Genomic DNA, 22,962 nt, shown 5'->3' with positions numbered 1-22,962 from the left:
GCGTCATCAGGGGAAAATAAAAGGTCCACCATCCATTTGATCTGGATGGCGGACCTTTTCATGGCGCAATAATGGCCTAATTCGTCAGTTGACCCTAGTCATCGGCATGCACATCATAGACTGCTAACTGTTCTGCGACACCGGGAGCGTCGGGATCATGACTGCCCTTGCCCTTGTCGAGGGCTTCCATGGCGGCCATGTCGGCCGGCGTCAATTCGAAGTCAAAGATGTCACGGTTGCTCTTAATCCGGTTGACATGCACCGACTTAGGAAAGACCACGACCCCCAATTGATTTTCGAATCTCAGCATGATTTGGCCCACGTTCTTGCCATATTTCTCGGCCAAGGCCGTGATGACGGGATCGGTCATGAGGTCCTGGTTACCCTGTCCCAGCGGTGCCCACGCCTCAAGGGTGACGCCATGCTTATCCAAAATCTCGCGTAAGGGCCTTTGTTGGAAGTACGGGTTGAATTCCACCTGGTTAACCGCGGGCATCGTGGCAAACTCGGGAACAAAGTGGTTCCAAATCTTTGGCGTCATGTTGGAGACCCCAATCGACCGAAGCTTGCCGGCCTTTTGCGCGGCCTCCATGGCCCGCCAAGCCCCGGGAACATCCCCATAGGGTTGATGAATCAGGTAAAGGTCGATATAATCCAGGCCTAATTTCTTCAGCGACAAGTCAATCGCCTTGGTGGCGGCATCGAAGCCGAAGTCCTGGAGCCAAAGCTTGCTGGTGACCCAAATTTGATCCCGGTCGATGCCACTATCCTTGATGGCCCGACCAACTTCAGCCTCATTGAAGTAGGCCACCGCGGTATCGATGTGGCGATAGCCGAGCTTAAGTGCCTCGGTCACCGCCTGATAGGTACTGCCGTCGCTGGGAATTTGAAACGTCCCAAAGCCAATGGCTGGAATCCGGTTGCCATCATTTAAGGTCATCGTTGGTGTGTTCGTCATGTTAAAGGTCCTCCTTCAATTGTTTAAGGCTTGAGCCAAAGATTTGTTCAATTGTGACGGGGTCGCGGTGGTCGAAGAATTGGCTAACGCCGGTGTCTAACCCGGCGATGGTCGTCATCTCGGCGTCTGTTAGTTCGAAGTCGAAGACTGCCATATTCTCGGCAATACGGTCGGCATGCACCGACTTAGGAATTACGGTAATCCCGCGTTGAAGCAACCAGCGTAGGATCACCTGACCGGTAGACTTGCCATGGGCCGCCGCAATCTCTTTAATCGTCGCGTTGGTAAATAGATGATTCTTGCCCTCGGCGAACGGCGCCCAGGCTTCCACCCGAACATCCTCACTTTGGTTAAACGCGACTTCCTGGGACTGTTGGTACCAAGGGTTCACTTCAATCTGATTCAAAACGGGTTTAACCGTCATGGTCAATTCCAAGTTCTTCAGCTGGTCGGCGTAGAAGTTCGACACCCCAATCGCCCGAATCTTACCGGCATGGTAGGCCTCTTCCAACGCCCGCCAAGCCCCCATCGTGTCGCCATAGGGTTGGTGCAGCAGGTACAGATCCAAATAATCCAAGCCTAACCGGTCGAGTGAGGCTTCAATGCCGCGTTGGGCCCGCTCGTAGGTAAAGTCCGAGACCCACAGCTTGGACGTCACAAAGATCTCTTCCCGGGGAATGCCACTCTTTTTAATGGCCCGGCCAACCGCTGCTTCATTTTGATAGGCCGTCGCGGTATCGAGTAACCGGTACCCCGCCTTTAGTGCTGCCAAGACAGCGGCCTCACAGTCGTCTAAGTCGGGGACTTGGAAGACCCCGAAGCCTAATTGGGGCATGGCGACCCCGTTATTTAATGTAATCGTTGGAATACTTGTCAATTCCGTCATCCTTTCCGTAAATCCTCAATGTCCTCACTATACAAGCAGTCCAACCATTTGAAAATTACTAGTTAAACATGCTAGTATACGATCATCGTATACTAAGGAGTGAGACCATGCTCGATAATTACTTACTCACGGAACTGGTGACCTTCGCGCAAACGGGGACCCTCGCCAAGACCGCGGAAAGTCTAAATGTGACCCAACCCACGGTAACCCGTGGTATGCAAAAACTGGAAGCCGATCTCGGCGTTCGCCTCTTCGACCGCCAACCCAATCGCCTGTCGCTAACGGCCACCGGTGAATTGGCCGCCCGGGAAGCGGCCACCCTACTCGAAGCCAATCACGCCGCGGTTGATCGCATTCGGCAGTTCGACCGCCACCGGCAACAACTGAAGGTGGGGAGCACGATCCCCGGCCCCTTCATCCTATTCAAGGCCCTCGCCATTCCCGACAATGTTGTCCTCGATCCGCAGCAACTGGCGACGACAGATTGGGAAACGCGGCTAACCACCCACGACTACTCACTGATCTTAGGCCCAGAACCGGCCACGGCGCCCGGCCTCGACAGCCACTATCTGGGTACCGAAAACCTAATCGTCCATCTCAACAAATTCATGATGGTCGCCAACCAGGCCAGCGTCACCTTTGCGGAGCTGAAGGACCTCCGTTTCTTGGTGCTCAACGATATCGGTCCCTGGCGCGCCATCATTCAGTCGGCCATTCCCAACGCTAAGTTCTTCTATCAAAAGGAACGCGATGCCTTCCTGGAAATCTCAAAATTCTCTGACTTCCCGTACTTTAGCACGAATCTTTCGCCACTCGATCCGGCCCTGAGTCCGGTGGACACCGATGATAGTCGCCTGCCAATCCCTATCAGCGATGACGCCGCCCACATGCAGACCTACGCCACCTACTTGCATGAGGACCGGGAACGCGTCCTGCCATTAATTCACCAACTCGAGGCGGCCTGGCCCAAATCCAGTTCACATAAGTAAGGTCACTTTACAACCCTTCTCGAAACGCCTAAAATTCACTTAGAATGTTAAGGAGGTAACAATATGAAAGCCACTGTTTTTATGGAACCTGGAAAAGTTAACATCGAGGACGTCGACAAGCCTAAGATTCAAGCCGACGACGATGTGATTATTCATGTTGTTCGGACCTGTGTCTGTGGGTCCGACCTGTGGGCCTACCGCGGCCTCGAGGACAAGGACAAGCACTCCGTCAACTCCGGTCACGAAGCCATCGGGATCGTCGAAGAGGTTGGGAGTGCCATCACCACGGTCGTTCCTGGCGACTTTGTCATCGCACCATTCACCCATGGCTGTGGCCACTGTGCCGCCTGCCGGGCCGGCTTTGATGGTGCCTGCCAAAACCACACGGATAACTTCAGTGCCGGTGTCCAAGCCGAATACATTCGCTTCCAACACGGCGAATGGGCTTTGGTTAAGATTCCTGGCAAGCCAGCCGATTACAGCGAAGACATGTTGGACTCTCTATTGAGCCTTGCCGATGTCATGGCTACCGGTTACCACGCCGCTCGCGTTGCCAACGTTAAGACGGGCGACACGGTCGTCGTTGTTGGCGACGGTGCCGTTGGTCTCTGTGGGGTTATCGCTGCCCAAATGCGTGGGGCTAAGCGGATCATTGCCATGAGTCGTCATGAAGATCGCCAAAACCTGGCCCTCGAATTCGGTGCGACCGATATCGTTGCCGACCGTGGTGACGATGCCGTTGCCAAGGTCATGGCCTTGACCAACAATGCCGGTGCCGATGCCGTCCTAGAATGTGTTGGGACTGAATTGTCCAATGACACGGCCATGAAGGTTGCCCGTCCCGGTGCCATCGTCGGCCGGGTTGGCCTGCCTCATGAACCAAAGGTGGACATGACCACTTCCTTCTACACCAACACGATCATCGCCGGTGGCCCCGCCTCCGTTACGACCTACGACAAGAGTGTCTTGTTGAAGGCTGTCTTAGACGGTGCCATTCATCCAGGCAAGGTCTTCACCAAGTCCTTCGCCCTGAATGATATCGACGATGCTTACCAAGCCATGACGAAGCGTGAAGCTATCAAGTCATTGGTGGTTATCGATTAATTGATCATTAACTAAGGACGGTTTCGACATGGTTGTCGGCGCCGTCCTTTTTAGTCGCGCAAAAAAACTCGGCCATTCCAACGACTAACCGAGTTTTTTATGATTAATTTTAAATGGTTTACTTCAGGACACCGAAACCACCGGTCCAGCCAATCTTTTCGTTGGCGGCTAGGGTCATTTGCAAGAAGCCGAAGCTTTCCAGTTCGCGGGCCCGCTTCAATGAACCGGCATCGACAAAGGCCACACCACTGTCAGTTAAGGCAGCAGCCAATTGTTCCTTAGCAGCGGCGTCATCGCCGGCAGCCATCACCGTCGTTTGCACATCATCGCTAACCTTGCGGCTTTGTAACGTTGCGGCGAAGGTCGTGTTGAAGCCCTTCACAACCTTGGAATCTGGTAAGATTGCGGCAATTTCGGCAGCTGCTGAACTGTCGGCTGGAACAACTAATTCATCCCAAGTTTCAAAGTTCAAGGGGTTGGTAATGTCCACAACAACCTTGCCGGCCAAAGCCGCCTTGTTAGCCTTAGCAATGCTTAAAGCCGCGTTGAATGGAACGGCCAAAACCACGATGTCGCCCAAGTTTTCAACGGGATCGTTGGAATCAATGAAGCTAACCTGGTTGCCACCCTGCGTGAAGACGTCACCGATTGCGGAACCCATGTTACCTTTACCAAAAATTGTAATTGCTGCCATAATGAAGACCCCCTGATTAGTTTTTAGATTTAATTTGTATTATTTTTAAGTACACTTTTAAGATACTGCACTTAGCCGTCCTTGTCAATCCATATTGGCTGAAATGTGCAATCAATTTGAAATAACGACCTATTTAGCCTGACATTTCTAGTAAACTGTTATAAAATAAGATACAGAAATTAAAAAGGAGGCGGCCATAAATGGCTAATACCCAATTCAGCGATACCATTCATGTGCTGGTCTACATTGCCTACTTCAAGGGCAAGAAGATGACCAGCCAAGAGATTGCCAGTAGCCTGGAAACCTCTCCCAGTCTGATTCGGAAGATCATGGCTAACTTGAAACACAGCCAACTCTTGGCGCCCACCCATGGCCCAACCCAATTGGCACTAGCCAGGGATCCCGCCGATATTACGTTGCGCGACGTCTATGCCATTTTGCCTGGGCAACAGCCCTTGCTCAATGTCGACCACCATACCTCGGACAACTGCCCGATTGGCATCGTGATGCCGCAGATCCTGACGCACTACTACAGTGAAATTCAGGCGGCGGCCGAGGCCAAGATGGCTAAGATCACGCTACAAGATATTTTGAACGACGCCACCCTTTTACAACGTATCGCCGACTAACACCAGTGGACCGCAAGCCTTTCATCGCTTGCGGTCCTTTTATTTTTAAGTAAAGTAGGTCTGGGTTGCGCGTCGATAAGCCACCAACAGGTTACGGATGGCCGCCTGAGCTTCCCGCGACCCCGGGGCCATTTGGTCAAAACAATGGAAGGCCCCGGGATAAATGGCCAGATCAGCGGCCACCCCGGCCATTCGCAACCGTTCGAAATAGTGGCGAGTCTCGTCATAGAAGGGTTCAACATCTCCGACAAACGAGATTGCCGGTGGCAGACCGGCCAAAGTGGCCAGGCGGGCTGGTGCCGCATATGGGGATACCCGATCGGTCCCAAATTGTTCGCCCAGGTAGAGGCGCCAGGCGGCAGCAGAGGATTTGGCATCCCATACCGGCGCGTCATTATCCCTGGCGGAGGCAGACTGCCGCCGATCGTCTAGCATGGGGTACAGCGGGATTTGACAGGCAATCGGCACGGTCCCCCGATCGCGGGCAACCGCCGTCAGTCCACAGGCCAAACCGCCGCCGGAACTCTCACCGCCAACAAATAGCTGGTTGGACCGGATACCCAGATCCTCCGTATTCGCGGCCATCCAGGTCAAGGTGTCCTCGGCATCGTGTAACGCCGCCGGAAAGGGCGCCGTGAACGAGCGCCGATACTCGGGAACCACCACGACCGTCGGACTGGTCTGAATCAACCTTTCAATCAGCGGTAACTCCGCCTCGGGCAGGCCAAACGCGTAGCCACCGCCGTACAACCACAGCAGACCTGTGACCGGCTGGCCAGCGACTAACTCGCGGGGCCGATAGACGCAGACCCGTAATCGGCCGCCGTCCCGCCGCGGTAACCAAACGGTGCGCCCCACAATGGCCGGATCCTGCGGGGCCTGACCATAAACCTGCCGGGTAATCGCCGCCTGTAGTTGCCGGAACCTTGCCGGCGTATCATAGCGCCCAAACAACCTGAGTTTAACCCCCGGCCAACGCAGATCTGGCGCCAACATTTTTAAGCTAACATGCATACACTTTACCCCCATTCGTCCTGGCAAAAGTATACGATCCCGGCCTACTGAGGTAAACGATCTCAACTTGGGCAAACTAAAAAAGGCGCTCCCACCATGGGAACGCCCGTAAGCTTAAGCAATCGTCACGCGCATCCGCCCGTTACGTTTTGAGTGATACATGTTGCGGTCAACCCGATTGAAGAGATCCATCGGCGATTGATCCTCAGCCACAACGGCCGAAACGCCAACCGAGAGTGAGACTTGAATGACCGTCCCTGCTGTGTGCACCTCAAGGTGATTAACGGCCTGGAAGATCTGATTCACGACCACCGCGGTTTCCGCTGCGGTATAGCCCGGGAATAAGAGATTAAACTCTTCACCACCGGTCCGGAAGAATTCGATGTTACCGTCATTAGCGGACAGCACCGTCTGCACCGTGGCTGCCACTTCCCGCAAGACCACATCCCCGGTCGAGTGACCATAGGTGTCGTTAATAGCCTTAAAGTGGTCGACATCAAACATCATCATGGTCAGTGGCTGCCGATTCAACTGGCTATCCTCGAAGTATTCCTTAATTGCCGCCGTGTACGCCGCAAAGTTCCCCGTCTGAGTTAACGCATCGTGACTGGCAAATTGGGCCAGCCGGAGTTTTAACTCGCTATCGTGGGCCAGCATCGACACATAGACGTACAAGAGAATTTCAAAGATGACCAGGTACAGCCACTCATGCCAGTAGGTTGCCCAAGAGAAATTGTACTTGAGTTTCATCCAGAACCACAGGAGGGCCCCGAATGGCAGGGCCACACCCAGGTACATCGCTAGGTTCCACCGGCGACCGTGACAGTTAATCCGAATCAGATTCAGTAACGTAAAGAAAATCATCAACGTGATCGCGTGCGCCCACGACTGCCAGTAGACGAGTGACCCGTCGAATATCATATAGACTAAGACGATCGGGAAGAAAAAGAAGTAAGAGACATGAATGTTGAGAAAGTACGCGCAGAAGATGATCGCGATTAGTTGAAAATTCATGAATTGCCAGGCGTTGTTCTGGCCAATCAATAAGGCCTGAATGCTGAAAACAAAGACCAGCATATAAATCACGCCATACCACGTATTAATAACATCATCTTTGACCTTAACCCGTCGTACGTGAGCCCAAGAAACCAGCCAGTTGTACGATACCCAGTAGAGCGTTAAGACGCCCAAAATAAAAAAGACGCCCGTAATAAATGGCGGTACCTGCCAATGCGACCAAGTCATCGTTTACCCCTTTTCTCTTAGAATGATCTTTTTTGACCAGGACAGCCTTTGTGTCCCAACCATCGGCTAATTTTCACCAGTATTCTCTGACCAAAGGCCACAAGAACGCTATTTTAGTTACAATATAAACTTAATAAATGGCCAATACTACTACCAGAGTTGGTAAAGTGCTGAATTGTGTAAACATTCCCAAAGGATAAGATAGTACCAGTCTTAATTATTAGCCGCCCCGAATCGGGCGCCCGCCTAGCGACGGCAGCGCCAAAGTGTCGGCTGACGGTCTCTGTCATCTCAAGGGTTCACCACATCAAAAAGGCCAAATCATAAAATGATTTGGCCTTTATTTAAACAATTAATCATCAAATTTGATGAGGACCTTCCCCTGTGAATGACCATGATTAACCAGGTCAATGGCCTGGTTAATGTCAGCCAAGTGGAAGACGGTTGGGTCAATGGCCGGTGAAATATTCTCCCGTTCAACCAGCGTCGTCACGGCCCGTAACTGGGCCCCATCGCTACGAACAAAGATAAACCGATAGCTAGCCCCCACTTCCTGGGCTTGCCGGTCGATCTTCTTGCCGGCGAAGGAGAACAGGAACGTCTTGAACCACGATAAGTTGCGGTCGGTCGCAAAGCGCCGGTTAGGACCCATGACCAGTGACAGTAACCTACCACCCGGCTTCAACACGCTGAGCTCGTGGCTCAATTCCTTGGGGCCAACAGTGTCGATGATGTAGTCCACTGGTTCCAGATGTTCCCAGTAATTTTCCTGACGGTAGTCGAAGTAGCGATCGGCACCCATGGCCATGACATTGTCCTTGGCCCGCGCATTCCCGCTGACACTGACTTTCAACCCCAGTTCCTTAGCGATGGGAATCGCCATTTGACCAAAAGACCCTGAGCCACCAGGAATCATGATCGATTGCCCGGCATGTGCACCTAACTCTTCGTGAAGTCCTTGGTAGGCGGTCAAACCGGTCAAAGGAACAGCGGCCGCGTGATCAAAGTCCAAGTTCTTTGGCATCTTGGCCAAGGACTGTTGTTCAATCACCAGATATTCCGCAAAGGCCCCAATCTTGTCTAAGGGCATGCGGGCGTACACGGCATCGCCGGGTTGGAAGTCCGTAACCTGATCCCCAACAGCCGAAACAACCCCCGAGAATTCGTTCCCCATGGTGACGGGCATCGCGTAGTTTTGAATCAGCTTAACGCTCCCCGTCCCAATCAACGTATCCACGGGATTCACAGCGGCAGCCTTGACCTTGACTAAGACGTCTGCGGGACCCGGCTTGGGGACGGCTACCTCTCGAACCTGAAGCTGGAACTGCTTGTCGTATTTTACTAATTGCGCTGCCTGCATGTGATCATCCTCCTAAAATCCTTGAGTAACTTTTCATCTGATTTGTAACTTATGGACTAGTTTACCAGGCTGGTTACAAAAGTCAAATAAAGTTACTTTTGGCTATTTTGTGATAAACTAGGATAAAGACTAAAAAGGAGCTGGCGCCAGCGAACCCGACTGACCACCAAAACAATTATGGCACAAAATACTCGTGAAAAAATCATTCAAGTCGCAGAAACTTTAATCATGGAAACCGGGAAGACCGACGTCACGCTGGCCGACATTGCTGGCCAGCTGGGAATGACCCACGCGGCCCTCTACAAGCATTTCCATAACAAGCAGGCCCTCTGGGAGGCCGTCGCCAAGGCCTGGTTCAACCGTGAGGTGCTTCAAGGCATCACGATTGATACCCACCTGCCACAACGCGAACAGCTCCATCAATGGCTCTGGACCTTTGTGAATGCCAAGAAGACCGCCTACAACACCAATCCACAGATGTTCGCGCTCAATACCCGCTACGTTGACAACAATCCGCGGGCGCTCCGATCCGTTCTCACCAGTGCCTACGCCGAGATTAATCAAATCATGGGGTACGATCCCGCCACCTATGACCAGGCCGAGGCCGTTCTGGCCGTCTTCGCCATCTTCACCCTGCCCAACTTCAAGGACACCTGGAACGACGATGACTATCAGGAACGTTTCGAGCGGCAGTGGGCTCTAATTACCAAGGGCGTTTAACGTCAACCGGCCGTTGCTAGCCGAAACAACTTGCGACGGCCTTTTTCATGCAGTCGGCGGACGGCCGACATCCCTCTTGGTTAAAGCAAAGTCGTCTCGGCCATGGACCGTAAAGCCCCTCCACTCATAAGAATAAGGCAATTTCCCCGAAATGAACACGCCTTTCACTCGACAATTATCATCAGCCTCTCGTCATATAAAAAGGAGTCTGGACAAAACCCCAGACTCCTTTTTCGTGTACCCATTTACATAGCAGAAACGTGCGACAAAAGGCCCCCGGTTCCGCCTTTTGTCCCACTCTCTTATTTTAGTCTCGTTGACTCGTTTTAACCGGGTGGTTGCGCATCAGAACAGCAGCACAAATGCCGCCGACGACCACGATTCCGGCCGCCGTTAACGTGACCGCACGGGTCCCGTTAGCGTAAGCCTGCCAGACCATCTGTTGAATGGCGTGGCCAAAGGGCATCTTCGATAGCCGGTCGCTAAAGGCAATCGCGTGACCGGAAAATGGTCCGGCTTCGACCAAGGCCTTATGAATACCGGCTGCCGCAGCCTTGGACATCGACGCCTTACCCATATGCTGATTGAGGTATTGTTCGTAGACATTACTCTGAACCAGGCCAAGGCACACGATCCCTAACGTCACACCGATTTGGCGAAAGACGTTGATCAGCCCGGAGGCCATCCCCATCTCACGAACGGGGACGCCTTCCATCCCACTGCTGTTTAAGAGTGGGTTGACGAGTCCGTTGGTAATCCCCATGAGGACCATCCCGGGCCACAACTGAGCGAAGGAAACCTGCACCGTCATGGCATTCGCTAACATCAAGAAGCCAATGCCACCTAGGAACAGGCTGCCACTAATCATCCATTTCTTGGAATACCGGTTACCCAGGTACCCCGTGAGTGGCCCCAAGATTAACGACCAGATACTGATGGTCAACTGCCGAGTCCCGGCTTGCAGCGCCGTGTACCCCATGTAATTTTGCATTAACGCCGTCAGGTAAGTGTTGTAGGAATAAATCCCGGCACCCAAGGCTAAGGCCACCATGACTGTCCCGACAAAATGGGGATTCTTGAACATCGCCAGGTTAACCATTGGCTCTTTAATCCGCTGCTCCGCCCAGATAAACAGGGCGAAGAGAATAATGGCGGAACCGAACCAGGCCAACATTTGGGGACTCGTCCAACTCCAGTGTTGATGGCTTTCCTTTAGAATCAAGCCGTAAATGAGTGCAAACAAGCTACCGGCGGAGAGAATCATCCCGATGAAATCGATGTGCTGGCTACGACTCAGGTCGGGAACCTCATCCACGTAAATCATGGTTAAAATAATCGCAATAATCCCAATTGGAATATTGACGTAGAAGATTGACCGCCAGCCGAACTGAGCGACCAGGTAACCGCCGACTAACGGACCGGATGCTGACGACAGGCCAATGACCGACCCCAGGATTCCCAAGGCAACGCCTCGTTTACTCCCCTGGAAGGTCACGGCAACCAATGCCATGGCGAGCGCATTCATGCCGGCACCCCCAAGGGCTTGGACCCCACGACCGATATCCAGAATCATTAGATTAGGCGCGAACCCATTGACCGCCGATGCCAGGACGAAAACGGCCAGCGAGATCACGAAGACCCGCTTTAAGCCATACATATCCCCAATCTTAGAAACGATCAGTAGGGTTACCCCTAGGACCAGTGAGTAGGCGTTCAAGACCCACTGAACACTGTTAAAGGACTCGTTAAAGTCCCGCACCATGGTCGGCAGGGCCACATTGACAATGGTCACGTCCAACAGGGCCATGAAGACCCCTAATGACAAGGCCGTTAGCCCAATCCAATTCCGTGTTGATTTATTCATTCGCTTGCTTTCCTCCATTCATGCCCGCCGCTTCAATGCTGGCCAGCTGTTGATTGCTCCATTTGACTTTGGCTTCACTCGTCGTTATCTGTAGGTCCAGTGTGCGGATGCTCCATTCAATCGTCTCCGCAGCCTCATCGGCCTCCCCGTCTAACTTCCGCTGAAGATGAAGCGTGACTTGCTGATAGCTGGCCAAGTCTTCCAACACGGCCGCTTTATATTCATTAATAATCTGAGCCTGCACTGCCAGGCTGGCATCGGCCATCACCTTGAACTTGAAGCGATACACCGACTCCCGCTTCGCATCCATGGCCACCGGCATCGCCAACAACTCTTGCAAATGTTGCCGACCTTGCGGTGTGATGTGGGCCAACCGCTTGCCCCGAGCATCGACTTCGGTGTTCAAAAAGACAATATCACCGGCCGCCGCCAGCTTCTTCAATTGGGGGTACATCACCCCATTGGAAACCTTACGCCGCGGAACCAAGGCATTCTCCAGGACCTGGCGGAGCTTATAACCCGACATATCCCGCGTACTTAATGACCCTAATATTAATAACTCGTACATACGCTCCCTCCTCAATAGGTCGTATCGACTTATTAAGTATAGGTCTTTTCGACATATTGTCAAGGAGCGAAATTATTTTGTCATTGATAAATTGATCATCGAACACTTGCTAAATTTCCCCAAACAGCAAAAAAAAGACGAGTTCAAGCGAACTCGTCCTTAATCACTTATTTAAGTCATAATTAACCAATCGCAGTAAATATTACTCATAGTGACTCCAAGCTGAATAAATCCTGACAATTTTATTCTCATCATCTACTCGATAGACGACCCGATGTTGATTGTTAATCCGTCGTGAATATCGTCCAGCTGCGTACGGTTGTAATTTTTCTAGCGACTGCGTTGGCGCGTATGGGTCTCGCTTCAACTCACGAATAACGTCCTCAAAGGTCTCCCTTAAATGAGATTGTTTAATCTTTCTCAGGTCTTCTTTGACGGCCTTTTGAAACTTAACTTGATAGCTCATAGAGAATCCCAATCGACATCATCGATATTTTCAAAATCGTCCGCTGAACTCTTTTCCCGGTCACGCACCTTGTCCATCACACCGACATTTTCCAAATAAATGGTTTCTTGAATCGAATCCCAGTCCTGCTTACTAACTAACACCGCCGCCTCTTTATCGTTGCCATTGGCGGGTTCGATCACAACTGGCTTCTTTTGAAGATTAACCGCTTTAATTAAGCCGTACAAATTTTTTCTAGCATTGGTTGGGGTATAGGTATCCACAAAAATCACTCCTTCTGAACATGAGCATCATAGCGTACGGCACGTGCGTACGTCAAGTAAGGTGCTCCCTAACCGCAATTTCATAGCCCTTTCATAATAGCTATTATCGCCAATCACCTTCGTGCCCCTTATCTTTACACAATCTACATCATTGCCATACATCGAATCGCTATCCTAGGGGTTGTACCAAGATAAGAGGAGGAGTTTGTGATATGAATAAACGAATGAGTACCTTAGTGACTGCCCTGCTTTTGACCACCACGTTAGGTTGGCAACAACCCTTGATGTCCGTAACGGCCGCCGCTAAGACCAAGACGACCCAAACGACGAAGCGGACCAAGGCCAAGACGGTCAAGTCCCACTCGACCCACATCAAGTTGCAAGGGGCTTCTAACGCCCGCGACTTGGGCGGCTACATCAACAAGAATGGTCAAAAGATTAAGGCCCACCGCTTAATTCGTTCTAACGGCCTTTCGACCTTATCCAAGTCCGACCAAAAGAAACTCGTTAAGACTTACCATGTGGCAACTGATGTCGACTTACGGACGATTGCCGAACAAGAAAAGAGTCCCGACGTTAAGATGAAAGGCGTTAAATTAGTCAAAGCCAACGTCTTCAAAAACTTTGCGGCCTTCCCAGACTTTTCCAAGAAGAACGCCGCAGACAAGATGATGGAAAAATCTTACCACGATGCCATCACCACCGCGCAAGGCCGGAAAGCCTACAAGTCTCTCTTCCATCAATTATTGAAGAACCCTAAGAACAAGGCCGTCTTATGGCACTGTTCAGCCGGCAAGGACCGTGCGGGTATGGGGACCGTCTTAGTTCTCTCTGCCTTAAACTTCAACAAGAAGGCCATCGCCCAAGATTACTTAAAGTCCAACACGTACCTCGTTGGCACCAACAAGGCTAACCTGGCCAAACAGGAAGCTGGCTGGAAGGCCGCCGGCAAGGACCTGACGCCAACCGTTGTCGCTAACTTCAAGGCCACTAATGGCGTTAAGATGGCCTACCTGAACACCATGTACAAGGCTGTTAACAGCAAGTATGGTAACATGGATAACTTCTTACACAAGGGCTTAGGCCTTTCCAACACGCAATTGAAGCAATTACGGGCTAACTACCTAACCCCTGCCAAGTAAGGTTCATCGCCAATCCAAACGAATTATTAACCAACAGTTACAAAAGGGTCACCGCTTCAATGATGCCGTGACTTTCAAAATTGGTCTGAATTTCTAGGTCGCTAACTGGCTGATAGGTCTCCGGTAATACATCGGAAACCTATCAGCCAGTTTTGTTTTTTATCCACTGACAAAGGTCCCCACTACGATTCCGGAATATGGACATAGTCCCTAAGGCCAAGGTGATAACCTGTCGGCCTAACCTCAAATTCACAAATATCACTTTTTGAATAACCCGCGTGGAAAATGATGTGACAATCCCTAAGTTTTCAACTATCCTAACCGTAACGTCAATTTGACTTGGAGGTTTTTAGCATGGAATTTAATGTCACTAGAGATGGACTCACCCTGGCTGGGATCTATGAACCCGCACCAGAACCCAACGGAACGATTGCCATCCTCTTTCACGGCTTTACCAGTGACCGCGGCTATACACCAACGGCGCTGTTGGAACAGCTGGCCCAAAGTTTACGGACAGTCGGCGTGGGAACGGTCCGCTTTGACTTCAACGGTTGCGGCAAAAGCGATGGCGACTTCGCCAACATGACCGTTCTGAACGAAATCGCTGACGCCCAGGCCGTGTTGACGGCGGTACAGGACCGACTCGCGCCGAAACAAATTGACCTCCTAGGCCATTCGCAAGGCGGTGTCGTCGCCAGTATGCTAGCCGGTTACAATGCCGATCTAATTCACAAGGTGGTTCTGATGGCCCCGGCGGCCACCCTCAAAGAAGACGCCCTTAATGGCCACACACAGAACTTGGTCTATGACCCCAAACATATCCCAGCTAAGCTCCCACTACGCCCAGGAAAGGTCCTAGGTGGCTTCTATCTGCGGACAGCGCAGCTACTACCGATCTACGAAACTGCCCAAAACTTCACCGGTCCGGTCTGCCTAATTCACGGTGACGATGACCAGGTTGTGGCTTACAGCGCTTCCCAACGCTATGACGCTATTTACCAACAAAGCACCTTACACCTGTTACCTGGTGCTAATCACCGGTTAGACGGCTCCGCCCGCGACGATGTTCTTCGGCTGGCAACTGATTTCATCGCTGACTAACGACCGGCGTTTTTCAAGGTTGGTTAACCTTACTGAAGTATTCGTGCTGAATTAAATGTCTCTAGGTTTGATTCACGCCTCACTTAAGCGACGCAATTTCACAAGGCGTCTATCAACGACAAAAAGGGCACCCCATTTCCTTCACGGAAACGGGGTGCCCTTTTGATCGCCTTAAGTTCAAGACGTTTTAGTCTTCATGACGCTTACGACGGAATGGAACCATCAGGCCAGATAGCATCAGTAATCCTAATGCTACCAAGGAACCTTGGTCCTTCTCATCGGTTTGTGGTAACTCTGTACCTTGTTGACTTGCTTGTTGTAGCTTTGTCATCTGTTGAGACTGCGTACGTCCAGTTGCAACGATGTCAGCTGCAGATGCCCCACTAACACGATAACGGTTTGTGCCACTTAGAGCCAGTGGCTTAGCAGCAGCCGCTTGCTTACGCAGGTTCTTAGCTTTAGCAGAACCTGCCTTCTTCCGTGACGTTACCTTGTGGGTATTTGTATTGATCTTGTCAGCGAGCTGACGCGTAAAGGTTGGGACTGTTCCGGTCTTATCAAACTTAATGATCGTAGACCCGTCCTTACCGTCAGGCAAAGTTACTGATAAAGCCCCAGGTTCAATCGTCTGTTGGTCCACAAGCTTACCATCTCTCAGTTCACTAACTGTCCGTGAACCACTGGTTGGATCATACGTATAGATTACCTGGAGACCATCAGGCCATTGCTTGGTAACCTTCACAACCTTATCGGCAACTGGTGCCGGTGCTGCTGGGTTGTGCGTAAATGTTGGCGTCGTATCCGAGTCACCGAATTTGACAGTTGCGGTACCACCAGCGCCGTCTGACAGGGTAACCGGTGTCCCGGGAACAATTGGCTTTTGCTCAACTGTCTTCCCGTTTCTTTGCTCTGTGACCAGCCGATCGCCAGTAGCCGGATCAAATGTGTAAATCGTTTGGCTACCATCGGTCCATGGCTTAACGACCTTGATAACATTGTCATTGGCATCTGTCGTCGTGGCAGTCTTATCCTTAGCCGTCGTCGTTGTATCATGTTCAAACGTTGGTTGGTCACCTGGCTTGGTTGTCGTTACGGTCGTATCGGTATCACCTTGTTTGACCGTGGTCTGCGTTGCACCTTTGCCGAATGACTGCGGATCAGTCGTTTGTCCATCCTTTTCTTCCGTGACCGTTTGGTCACCACTCTTCGGATCGTACTTGTACGTCGTCGTACTGTTATCATTTGGCCACGTCTTAACGACCTTGATCACATTACCATCGGCGTCTTTCGTCGTCGTAGTAGTACTGTCGTTAGGATCCGTCGTCGTTGTATCGTGCTCAAACGTTGGTTGGTCACCTGGCTTGGTTGTCGCTACGGTCGTGTCAGTATCACCTTGTTTGACCGTGGTCTGTGTTGCACCTTTGCCGAATGACTGCGGATCAGTCGTTTGTCCATCCTTTTCTTCCGTGACCGTTTGGTCACCACTCTTCGGATCGTACTTGTACGTCGTCGTACTGTTATCATTTGGCCACGTCTTAACGACCTTGATCACATTACCATCGGCGTCTTTCGTCGTCGTAGTAGTACTGTCGTTAGGATCCGTCGTCGTTGTATCGTGCTCAAACGTTGGTTGGTCACCTGGCTTGGTTGTCGCTACGGTCGTGTCAGTATCACCTTGTTTGACCGTGGTCTGTGTTGCACCTTTGCCGAATGACTGCGGATCAGTCGTTTGTCCATCCTTTTCTTCCGTGACCGTTTGGTCACCAGTCGATGGGTCGTACTTGTACGTCGTCGTACTGTTATCATTTGGCCACGTCTTAACGACCTTAACAACGTTTCCTTTGTCATCGGTTGTCGTCGTGGTAGTTTTGTCGTTGGGATCCGTCACCGTTGTATCATGTTCAAACGTTGGTTGATTGGTATCAGGGTCCAGCGCAACAATGGTGCTCGTATTTGCATTGTCACCATCAGTCAAAGTGACCTTAGCATCAGAGGTAAGCGGTTGAGCTTCACCAACCTGTACCCCATGATTTTGTTCAGTCACATCCCGGTCACCAGTGTTGGGGTTAAAGGTGTAGGTTGTTTCGCTACCATCGGCCCACTGCTTATCAATTCTAATCACGTTACCCTTGGCATCTTTTTCAGTAATTGTCTTGTTACCCTTGGCATCAGTATTGGTGCCCAAAATTTTCATTGTCCCATCGTTAAGCGTGACATCGTAGTTTGCTGAGTCAGCGGTCCCGGTAATTGTATAGGTCCCCGCACTGGTTTCAGAGATTGGAGTCAGAGTAACACCCAGTGCATCAATACCGTCGCCATTGACTAGTTCACCTTTTGTAATGCCATAGCCATCAGCTTCGTGTACGGTACCCGTACCATCGTCAACACCATTGACATCATTAATCCTCACTGTAATTGGCCGCTTATCAACATTCAGTGTGCCCGCAACAAAGCTAAGCGTGTAGTTAGGGTTAGCCTTACTCAAAGCAGCTTGAGCATCAGCTGTCAATCGTAAGCTGTACTTGCCGCCAGCTTTTAACTGGTTGGCAGTGACGACCGTCCCAGCATCATCATCCACAATTTCAAAGTCGCTTGCGTTGAGTTCACTGGTAGTCCCGGTCTTATCAACCGTGACCTTATCCGTTGTCAAGTTGTCGCCATAAACCACACTGGTACCGGCAACCGTGGCCGTTCCAGCGATTGGCGTAATCGTGAAGGTCCCAGCATTTTCAATGGAAACCTTGTAATTGCCATCATTGGCAGCCGTCCCGGTAATCGCGTACTTACCAGCGTCGTCCCCGGCTTTCCGAGTTAACGTCACGCCTAAGTTATCCTGCGTATCAGGGTCAACCAACGTGCCATTAGCTTCACCGGTGGCAGTGATTGCTGGAATGGTGAACGTCAAGGCGGGATCGGTCACATCGCCATAATCCTTGCCACCATCTTCAACGTGAACCGTAATGGCCCGTTGGGTAACGGTCAACTTGTTCGCCACAAATGTAAGCTTGTAGTTAGGATTATCAGTGGTCAAGCTGTCTTGAGCCGCCTGAGTCAACCGAATCGTGTAGTCGCCACCGGCCTGTAACTGACCCGTAGCAACTGCGTTTGCTTTGTTATCAAAAATTTCGAAATCAGTATTATCCAGTGAGGTCTTTAAGCCAGTATCACTGTTGGTTACCGTAAATGTTGGTAAAGCATCGCCATAGCCCACGGTAGCGGCATCGGTGGTAATGGTGCCAGCCTTTTGAGCGATGGTTAAAGTGCCATCTTGGACGGTAACAGCATAGTTACTTGCCGTTGAGGAACCAGAAATAGTATACGTGCCAGCATCGGTTTCGGCACTTGATGTAACCGTCACATCCAGGTCGGCAGCCGTATCGCTACTAGCCAACTGGTCACCATCGGCAATCGTAAACCCTGCCTTGTCAACTTGATGGGCCGTACCGTCATAGTCGGCATTGATATTGTTAACCTTGACTGTGATCGGCTTTTTGTCAATGGTAAAGGTTCCATCCTTAACCGTTACGGCATAGTTCTTGTTCGCCGTCGCGGTACCGGTAATGGCGTAGGTGCCAGCATCTTCGCCAGTCGCCCGCGTCAAATCGGCGCCAAGACTAGAGACATCATCGCCGTTAACCAATGCGGCCTTGGCAGAATCACTGTCCAGACTCAGAGCTGGATCAGTCTTGTCACCATAAGTCTTGTGAGTATCTGCAGCCGCAATCGTAACTTCCCGTGGGAGCACGGTCAATGTGGCCGTACCAAACGTGTTGAAGTTGTAATTTCCATCGGCTTTCAACTGAGTCTGAGCAGCATCGCTATAACGAATCGTGTAGGTGCCACCGACTTTCAAATCCTTGACGGCAACTTGGTTGCCATTAACATCGTCAATTTCAAAATCATCTTGTGTCAGGCTGAGCCGTGAATCGTCGTCACCAGCTACCGTCCCCAAGTTATAGGTGACGCCGGCCAACTTGCCGTCAACACCACCATATTGCAGACTGGTGTTAGTGATGGTTGGATTAGCATCGACCGCGTTAATCGTAAGCGTTGCCGGCGTGTAGAGACCAGCATTGGTGTTAGTCGTCAGGCTCTTAAGATAATTACGACCAGCATCCGTCAACTGGAAGTAATACGTTCCAGCATCTTTAGGCGTGACGTGGGTATCCGAATCCGTGGCACTAACATAGTAATAGAAATCTGGATTGTCAAAACCAGCCTTTTGTGCAGCGGTCAACGTTGCCCCGGAGTCAGCCCCGAAGTCAGTACCAACGGTCACATCGGGAATACCCACCGTTTTGCCGTAATCCTGCGACCAGGAAACAAAGGTTGCTAAGGCTTTGACTGCGGCATCGTTAGTCGAAGTCAGGTTATCCAGATCAGTTTGGAACGTCGTCAGGGTGTCATCCATGTTAGCCAAAGCATTATACCCGGCTTGCCCATTTTCAAAGATTGTTTCTGGGTCCGTAGAAGCTTCGGCGGCCTTTAAGGCAGCCTCAGCCGTGGCGTTACTCGTTGAAAGGTTGGTATACATATCATTAACAGAATCCAACAGCTTCTTGGCCGCGTCCTTCTGATCCTGTGTAATCCCCGTTAAACCGACAAATTTGTCATAAATAGCTTGCGTTTGCTTTTGGTAGTCGTCCGCCTTGGCTTGATTGTCGCTGGCCTTCTGTAGCCACTCATCAAGCGTGGCCTTCGTTGGCACCAAGATACTCTTGCTATCCTGAGGCGCCGTGGAATCCGTGGAATCCGTCCCGGCAGCATTAGGAACCGTCGACCAAGTGTAGGCTGGCGTGCTACCGTCAGTGATAGCTTTGCCATCTTCACCGATTGGTGTTGCGTTGAGGGCATCCGTGACGGATTGATTCGTCCCTACCGTTGCGCTGGCCGTAACCTTGGTCCCGTCCATCGTCTCACCTGTAGCGGTGTAATAGTGTTCAACTGGGTTAGCAACATCCGGCTTATCCGATGGTGTCGTACCCGTGTTAATCAGCACTTCATCATTGGCAACCGTTTCGCCGGCTGCGGGCGCATCCAGAGTAACGGTCACTGGGGTATAACCAGGCACTTGAATAACGACTGGCTTACCGGCAACCGTGGTCACTTGGATAGCATCCATGCCAGGAATGGCTTTCTTAGTCACGGAATCGACTGGTGTGACATTGGCCTTAAAGGCTTGGGCAACAGGCACACTAAACGCTTGGGTAGCATCCCCAGTCACCTTGTAGCTGTAGTAGGCCGCATCGGCATTACTTTCCTCGCCAGTGATATGGCCAACCGTCCCGTTGCTGGCAGTGGTATTGTCGCCATCAACCAGATAAACATTGTTAGTCGTGCTGTCAGGAATGACCGTCACCAGGCTAGGATCCAGCGTCGGATCTGCGGCGACTGCCCGTTCCGCTGCTTCTTTCGTTGAGAAGACAGAAATGGTATCACCGATGTTAGCAGTTACTGGCGTCGTGGTGCTGACAGTTGCGTCTCCGGAATCCTTCACATTGACGGATACTTTAGCCGTCTTTGGCGTGTAGGTAAAGCTGTCGATTTTGGCGGAGTAATCATTAGACGATCCTCCGGTCGAGGCCGCAATTGAAATTGAATAACCTTTCGAGGTATCGATGTCAGCAAGTGATCGGGTGAATTTTTGGCCCTGAATAGTCATGGTTAAAACTTTATATAACGAGTCATAGGACATCGTGAAGCCTATCAGTGGACTGGTCGCCCGTTGGCTTAAATCAAATTCACTAGCCGCTTTCCAATCAGTCGAGTTAGTAACCTTTTGAATGACACCATTGGCATCCGTCGACCGCCAGCCAAAGTATGCCCCTGAACCAGGGTCAACAACTTTGGTATCATCCGAACCATCGTTATGAATATCATCATAAACGAAGGCAAAGGCGTTATCCAAGCCACCTACACCTAAATTACCACCGACCTTACCTGTCGTTGCATATGCCGGATCACCTGGTGCGAAAACAATGCCGATACCATCGGCCCCGCCTGAGGTTTTCGTCCCAATACCCAAGGCACCTGTTAACGTAAAATCATGGCCAAAATCAATGTCGTTTTCAAAGGAAACATGGGCAGTTTGGGGGCCTGCATTGTTATGCATTGTAAAGCCAGACTGAGCCGTAAAATCATGCCCGTTTTTACTAGTCAATTGCCAAACGCCATTCTCATCGGCTGGTTGAACAGTCTTATTCTTATCAACGTCCCCTTCCGCAGCTTTCTGATCTGGCGCTAAGCTATAGTTCTGGACCGTATTCGTAAAGTGGTCCTGAACCTGGCTACCAGACAATGTCACGCCAGATCCATCCGTCTGTCCAACCGTCATTGATTGGTCTGGTGTTAAAGTTTGATATTGCTTATCGCTTGTTGTATTGGTTGCCGTGTTCGTGGCACCTTCAGTAGAAACATCGGCACTCTCAGCCGTTGGTGTCGTGGTCTTTGTAGTGCTGAGCGTCGTCGAGTTCCCCTTTTCGGCGTCAGGCTTTGGGGCTGAATCGGCAGCTGGTGTACTTGGTGCCGCCGTGGCCGCGTGAACATCCGCCGTCCCAATGGTTTCGGCGAGGGCTACTGCGGATAAACTAACCAGTAACGTGCCAAAAATACGGGTCTTAATCTTCCAACCCGTGTGACCCTTGTATAAAATAAAATTCTTCTTAACGGTTTGATTCGTTGCCTTTTGTCTCAAGCTTGACCTCTCCTTTTCCCTCGGTGTTGAACCCCTTTAGTTGTTCAATCGCCATTCTGACTCGTCTGACTTCACTACTCCGTTGAATACGGTCTCCAATGATGAAAAGATCCGGTTAAATCTAGTCCCGTAAAATCATCAGCTAGTCAATAACGCCTGGACACTCTGTTGGCGACCCAACAGCGTTACCAAATGCTTTTACGATCTAACCTTGATCTCGTTATCATGTGTCGATTAACAATCGCTAAGGCTGACGGCCACCGGTCGACCAACGACAATAAGTTAGTCAAATGACTTTTCATTGCTAAGCCTGCATATGCTTATCACTACAAACCAGTGATACTATCCGTAGAATTCAGACCAACCGGGCCGTATAAGTCCAGCCGGCGCTCATTGAAATTGGTGTTCAACCGTTTTACCCACTTCCCGTAACCTGCGAAAGATGGGAACTTTCGGTCATCCACTTCATGGGCCTGCCGGGTTTGTACATACGCGGATTTGCAAGGCTTTCCAGTCACCTTATCGCTGACGCCAGTGGTGCCGTCAAAAGCCGTTTTGTCTGCTAACCTTTTCATAGCTATTTTAATCGTAACCATATTATAGTAGCGAGGGCGATAACATTCAAGGTGTTCATACTTAGTAACGAAAAATAATCACAAATATTTGTTTATGTAACACCCGTTTATGCAAATATAAATAAATACCTGCATATACGTAATTGAATGCTGACCTGAATCTGACCCCGCCGATTCGGAAAAATTCCAAAATTAACTTGATGCTTTTTATTAAAAATTACTACGATTTGTAAAAGATCGTTAATGGGCGAAAAGAGTCATCCCCGCTTATGTTATATTTGGAATTGTTCCACCACGGAACAAATTGGGGAGGTTTTATTTTATGAAAAAAGCCGCATTGTTTTTAGGCGTCGCCGGTATGGTTGTTACCATGGGGATCGGTAGCGTTGTTGGCTCGGCCAGCACCATGACCGGGGCCGTTCAATACCACAAGTATCACGGGACGACGACCATCAAGAAGAACTACAAGCATTTCAAGCTGACGAGTCACCAACCCAACAGTGATTACAAGATCATCAAGACCACGAGTTGGAAGAACGCCAAGCTAAAGGCCGGGAGTAAGGTTAAAATTGACTTGATGGCCAGTCAAGCAACGCAATACAACTGGTATCGGATCCGCGCCACAACGGCCCACAGCACGCATCGTTACTGGGTCTACGGCCAAGCATTAAATCTCAAATAATCAAAAAT

General features: G+C 50.8%; 17 protein-coding genes and 1 pseudogene. 7 read left to right on the top strand and 11 right to left on the bottom strand.

The features are described 5' to 3' along the window. Window positions 1-94 precede the first annotated feature (94 nt). Together EKM96_RS06855 and EKM96_RS06850 are read right to left on the bottom strand one after the other, a co-directional pair. Window positions 95-958 carry an aldo/keto reductase gene (locus tag EKM96_RS06855; protein WP_125641637.1) on the bottom strand — a complete coding sequence of 288 codons (864 nt, stop codon included), beginning with the start codon at window positions 956-958 and terminating at the stop codon, window positions 95-97. 1 nt (window position 959) lies between these two features. Further along, on the bottom strand, window positions 960-1,835 hold the full coding sequence (locus tag EKM96_RS06850; RefSeq protein WP_225417665.1) for an aldo/keto reductase: 876 nt from the start codon (window positions 1,833-1,835) through the stop codon (window positions 960-962). A 77-nt stretch (window positions 1,836-1,912) separates the two neighbouring features. Between EKM96_RS06850 and EKM96_RS10820 the strand changes: the two are divergent. Further along, window positions 1,913-2,128, top strand: a pseudogene (locus tag EKM96_RS10820) (helix-turn-helix domain-containing protein); the annotation flags it as partial. 768 nt (window positions 2,129-2,896) lie between these two features. Beyond that, window positions 2,897-3,937, top strand: coding sequence for a zinc-binding dehydrogenase (locus EKM96_RS06840; RefSeq protein WP_125641629.1), 1,041 nt, complete (start codon window positions 2,897-2,899; stop codon window positions 3,935-3,937). Between the two features lie 118 nt (window positions 3,938-4,055). On the opposite strand, the gene EKM96_RS06835 is transcribed toward EKM96_RS06840, so the two are convergent. Next, window positions 4,056-4,631 (bottom strand): NADPH-dependent F420 reductase, encoded by a 576-nt coding sequence (locus EKM96_RS06835; RefSeq protein WP_125641626.1) that lies wholly within the window; start codon window positions 4,629-4,631, stop codon window positions 4,056-4,058. Between the two features lie 200 nt (window positions 4,632-4,831). Here EKM96_RS06835 and EKM96_RS06830 point away from each other — a divergent pair, with 200 nt between their 5' ends. Further along, complete coding sequence (locus EKM96_RS06830) at window positions 4,832-5,260, top strand: Rrf2 family transcriptional regulator (RefSeq protein WP_125641623.1); 429 nt, start codon at window positions 4,832-4,834, stop codon at window positions 5,258-5,260. 45 nt (window positions 5,261-5,305) lie between these two features. On the opposite strand, the gene EKM96_RS06825 is transcribed toward EKM96_RS06830, so the two are convergent. From EKM96_RS06825 to EKM96_RS06815, 3 genes are all read right to left on the bottom strand, one after another. Further along, window positions 5,306-6,274 carry an alpha/beta hydrolase gene (locus EKM96_RS06825; RefSeq protein ID WP_164510994.1) on the bottom strand — a complete coding sequence of 323 codons (969 nt, stop codon included), beginning with the start codon at window positions 6,272-6,274 and terminating at the stop codon, window positions 5,306-5,308. Between the two features lie 114 nt (window positions 6,275-6,388). After that, window positions 6,389-7,519, bottom strand: coding sequence for a GGDEF domain-containing protein (locus EKM96_RS06820; protein ID WP_125641618.1), 1,131 nt, complete (start codon window positions 7,517-7,519; stop codon window positions 6,389-6,391). Between the two features lie 352 nt (window positions 7,520-7,871). Continuing rightward, window positions 7,872-8,879: an NADP-dependent oxidoreductase gene (locus EKM96_RS06815; protein WP_125641615.1), complete on the bottom strand. Its 1,008-nt coding sequence runs from the start codon at window positions 8,877-8,879 to the stop codon at window positions 7,872-7,874. A 177-nt stretch (window positions 8,880-9,056) separates the two neighbouring features. Between EKM96_RS06815 and EKM96_RS06810 the strand changes: the two genes are divergently transcribed. Continuing rightward, a complete protein-coding gene (locus EKM96_RS06810; protein ID WP_125641612.1) occupies window positions 9,057-9,599 on the top strand; it encodes a TetR/AcrR family transcriptional regulator in 543 nt (180 codons plus the stop codon). Between the two features lie 307 nt (window positions 9,600-9,906). On the opposite strand, the gene EKM96_RS06805 is transcribed toward EKM96_RS06810, so the two are convergent. From EKM96_RS06805 to EKM96_RS06790, 4 genes are all read right to left on the bottom strand, one after another. Then, on the bottom strand, window positions 9,907-11,463 hold the full coding sequence (locus EKM96_RS06805; RefSeq protein ID WP_125641609.1) for an MFS transporter: 1,557 nt from the start codon (window positions 11,461-11,463) through the stop codon (window positions 9,907-9,909). Beyond that, on the bottom strand, window positions 11,456-12,031 hold the full coding sequence (locus EKM96_RS06800) for a PadR family transcriptional regulator (RefSeq protein ID WP_125641606.1): 576 nt from the start codon (window positions 12,029-12,031) through the stop codon (window positions 11,456-11,458). The genes EKM96_RS06805 and EKM96_RS06800 overlap by 8 nt, the downstream gene beginning before the upstream one ends. A 202-nt stretch (window positions 12,032-12,233) precedes the next feature. Further along, on the bottom strand, window positions 12,234-12,497 hold the full coding sequence (locus EKM96_RS06795) for a Txe/YoeB family addiction module toxin (protein ID WP_061777418.1): 264 nt from the start codon (window positions 12,495-12,497) through the stop codon (window positions 12,234-12,236). After that, window positions 12,494-12,760 (bottom strand): type II toxin-antitoxin system Phd/YefM family antitoxin, encoded by a 267-nt coding sequence (locus tag EKM96_RS06790; RefSeq protein WP_125641603.1) that lies wholly within the window; start codon window positions 12,758-12,760, stop codon window positions 12,494-12,496. Before EKM96_RS06790 ends, EKM96_RS06795 begins: the two co-directional genes overlap by 4 nt. Before the next feature lie 212 nt (window positions 12,761-12,972). Between EKM96_RS06790 and EKM96_RS06785 the strand changes: the two genes are divergently transcribed. Then, entirely contained in the window at window positions 12,973-13,902 is a 930-nt protein-coding gene (locus tag EKM96_RS06785; RefSeq protein ID WP_125641600.1) for a tyrosine-protein phosphatase, read from the top strand. A 354-nt stretch (window positions 13,903-14,256) separates the two neighbouring features. After that, window positions 14,257-15,003 (top strand): alpha/beta hydrolase, encoded by a 747-nt coding sequence (locus EKM96_RS06780; protein ID WP_125641597.1) that lies wholly within the window; start codon window positions 14,257-14,259, stop codon window positions 15,001-15,003. Window positions 15,004-15,190: 187 nt separating this feature from the next. Here EKM96_RS06780 and EKM96_RS06775 read toward each other — a convergent pair whose 3' ends face one another. Beyond that, on the bottom strand, window positions 15,191-21,697 hold the full coding sequence (locus EKM96_RS06775) for a lectin-like domain-containing protein (protein ID WP_125641594.1): 6,507 nt from the start codon (window positions 21,695-21,697) through the stop codon (window positions 15,191-15,193). Window positions 21,698-22,594: 897 nt separating this feature from the next. On the opposite strand from EKM96_RS06775, the gene EKM96_RS06770 reads away from it, so the two are divergent. Beyond that, window positions 22,595-22,954 carry a hypothetical protein gene (locus EKM96_RS06770; protein WP_125641591.1) on the top strand — a complete coding sequence of 120 codons (360 nt, stop codon included), beginning with the start codon at window positions 22,595-22,597 and terminating at the stop codon, window positions 22,952-22,954. The last annotated feature ends 8 nt before the right edge of the window (window positions 22,955-22,962 follow it).

Source organism: Levilactobacillus tangyuanensis, assembly GCF_003946545.1.
GTDB lineage: Bacteria > Bacillota > Bacilli > Lactobacillales > Lactobacillaceae > Levilactobacillus > Levilactobacillus tangyuanensis.
The sequence above is the reverse complement of the archived record's forward strand: the minus strand, read 5'-3'. Positions and strand labels throughout refer to the sequence as shown.

Bases quoted from the DNA above. Each gene is read 5' to 3' on its own strand.
- EKM96_RS06855 (WP_125641637.1), bottom strand. From the start codon at position 958: ATGACGAACACACCAACGATGACCTTAAATGATGGCAACCGGATTCCA.
- EKM96_RS06840 (WP_125641629.1), top strand. From the start codon at position 2,897: ATGAAAGCCACTGTTTTTATGGAACCTGGAAAAGTTAACATCGAGGAC.
- EKM96_RS06835 (WP_125641626.1), bottom strand. From the start codon at position 4,631: ATGGCAGCAATTACAATTTTTGGTAAAGGTAACATGGGTTCCGCAATC.
- EKM96_RS06830 (WP_125641623.1), top strand. From the start codon at position 4,832: ATGGCTAATACCCAATTCAGCGATACCATTCATGTGCTGGTCTACATT.
- EKM96_RS06825 (WP_164510994.1), bottom strand. From the start codon at position 6,274: ATGCATGTTAGCTTAAAAATGTTGGCGCCAGATCTGCGTTGGCCGGGG.
- EKM96_RS06820 (WP_125641618.1), bottom strand. From the start codon at position 7,519: ATGACTTGGTCGCATTGGCAGGTACCGCCATTTATTACGGGCGTCTTT.
- EKM96_RS06815 (WP_125641615.1), bottom strand. From the start codon at position 8,879: ATGCAGGCAGCGCAATTAGTAAAATACGACAAGCAGTTCCAGCTTCAG.
- EKM96_RS06810 (WP_125641612.1), top strand. From the start codon at position 9,057: ATGGCACAAAATACTCGTGAAAAAATCATTCAAGTCGCAGAAACTTTA.
- EKM96_RS06805 (WP_125641609.1), bottom strand. From the start codon at position 11,463: ATGAATAAATCAACACGGAATTGGATTGGGCTAACGGCCTTGTCATTA.
- EKM96_RS06800 (WP_125641606.1), bottom strand. From the start codon at position 12,031: ATGTACGAGTTATTAATATTAGGGTCATTAAGTACGCGGGATATGTCG.
- EKM96_RS06795 (WP_061777418.1), bottom strand. From the start codon at position 12,497: ATGAGCTATCAAGTTAAGTTTCAAAAGGCCGTCAAAGAAGACCTGAGA.
- EKM96_RS06785 (WP_125641600.1), top strand. From the start codon at position 12,973: ATGAATAAACGAATGAGTACCTTAGTGACTGCCCTGCTTTTGACCACC.
- EKM96_RS06780 (WP_125641597.1), top strand. From the start codon at position 14,257: ATGGAATTTAATGTCACTAGAGATGGACTCACCCTGGCTGGGATCTAT.
- EKM96_RS06770 (WP_125641591.1), top strand. From the start codon at position 22,595: ATGAAAAAAGCCGCATTGTTTTTAGGCGTCGCCGGTATGGTTGTTACC.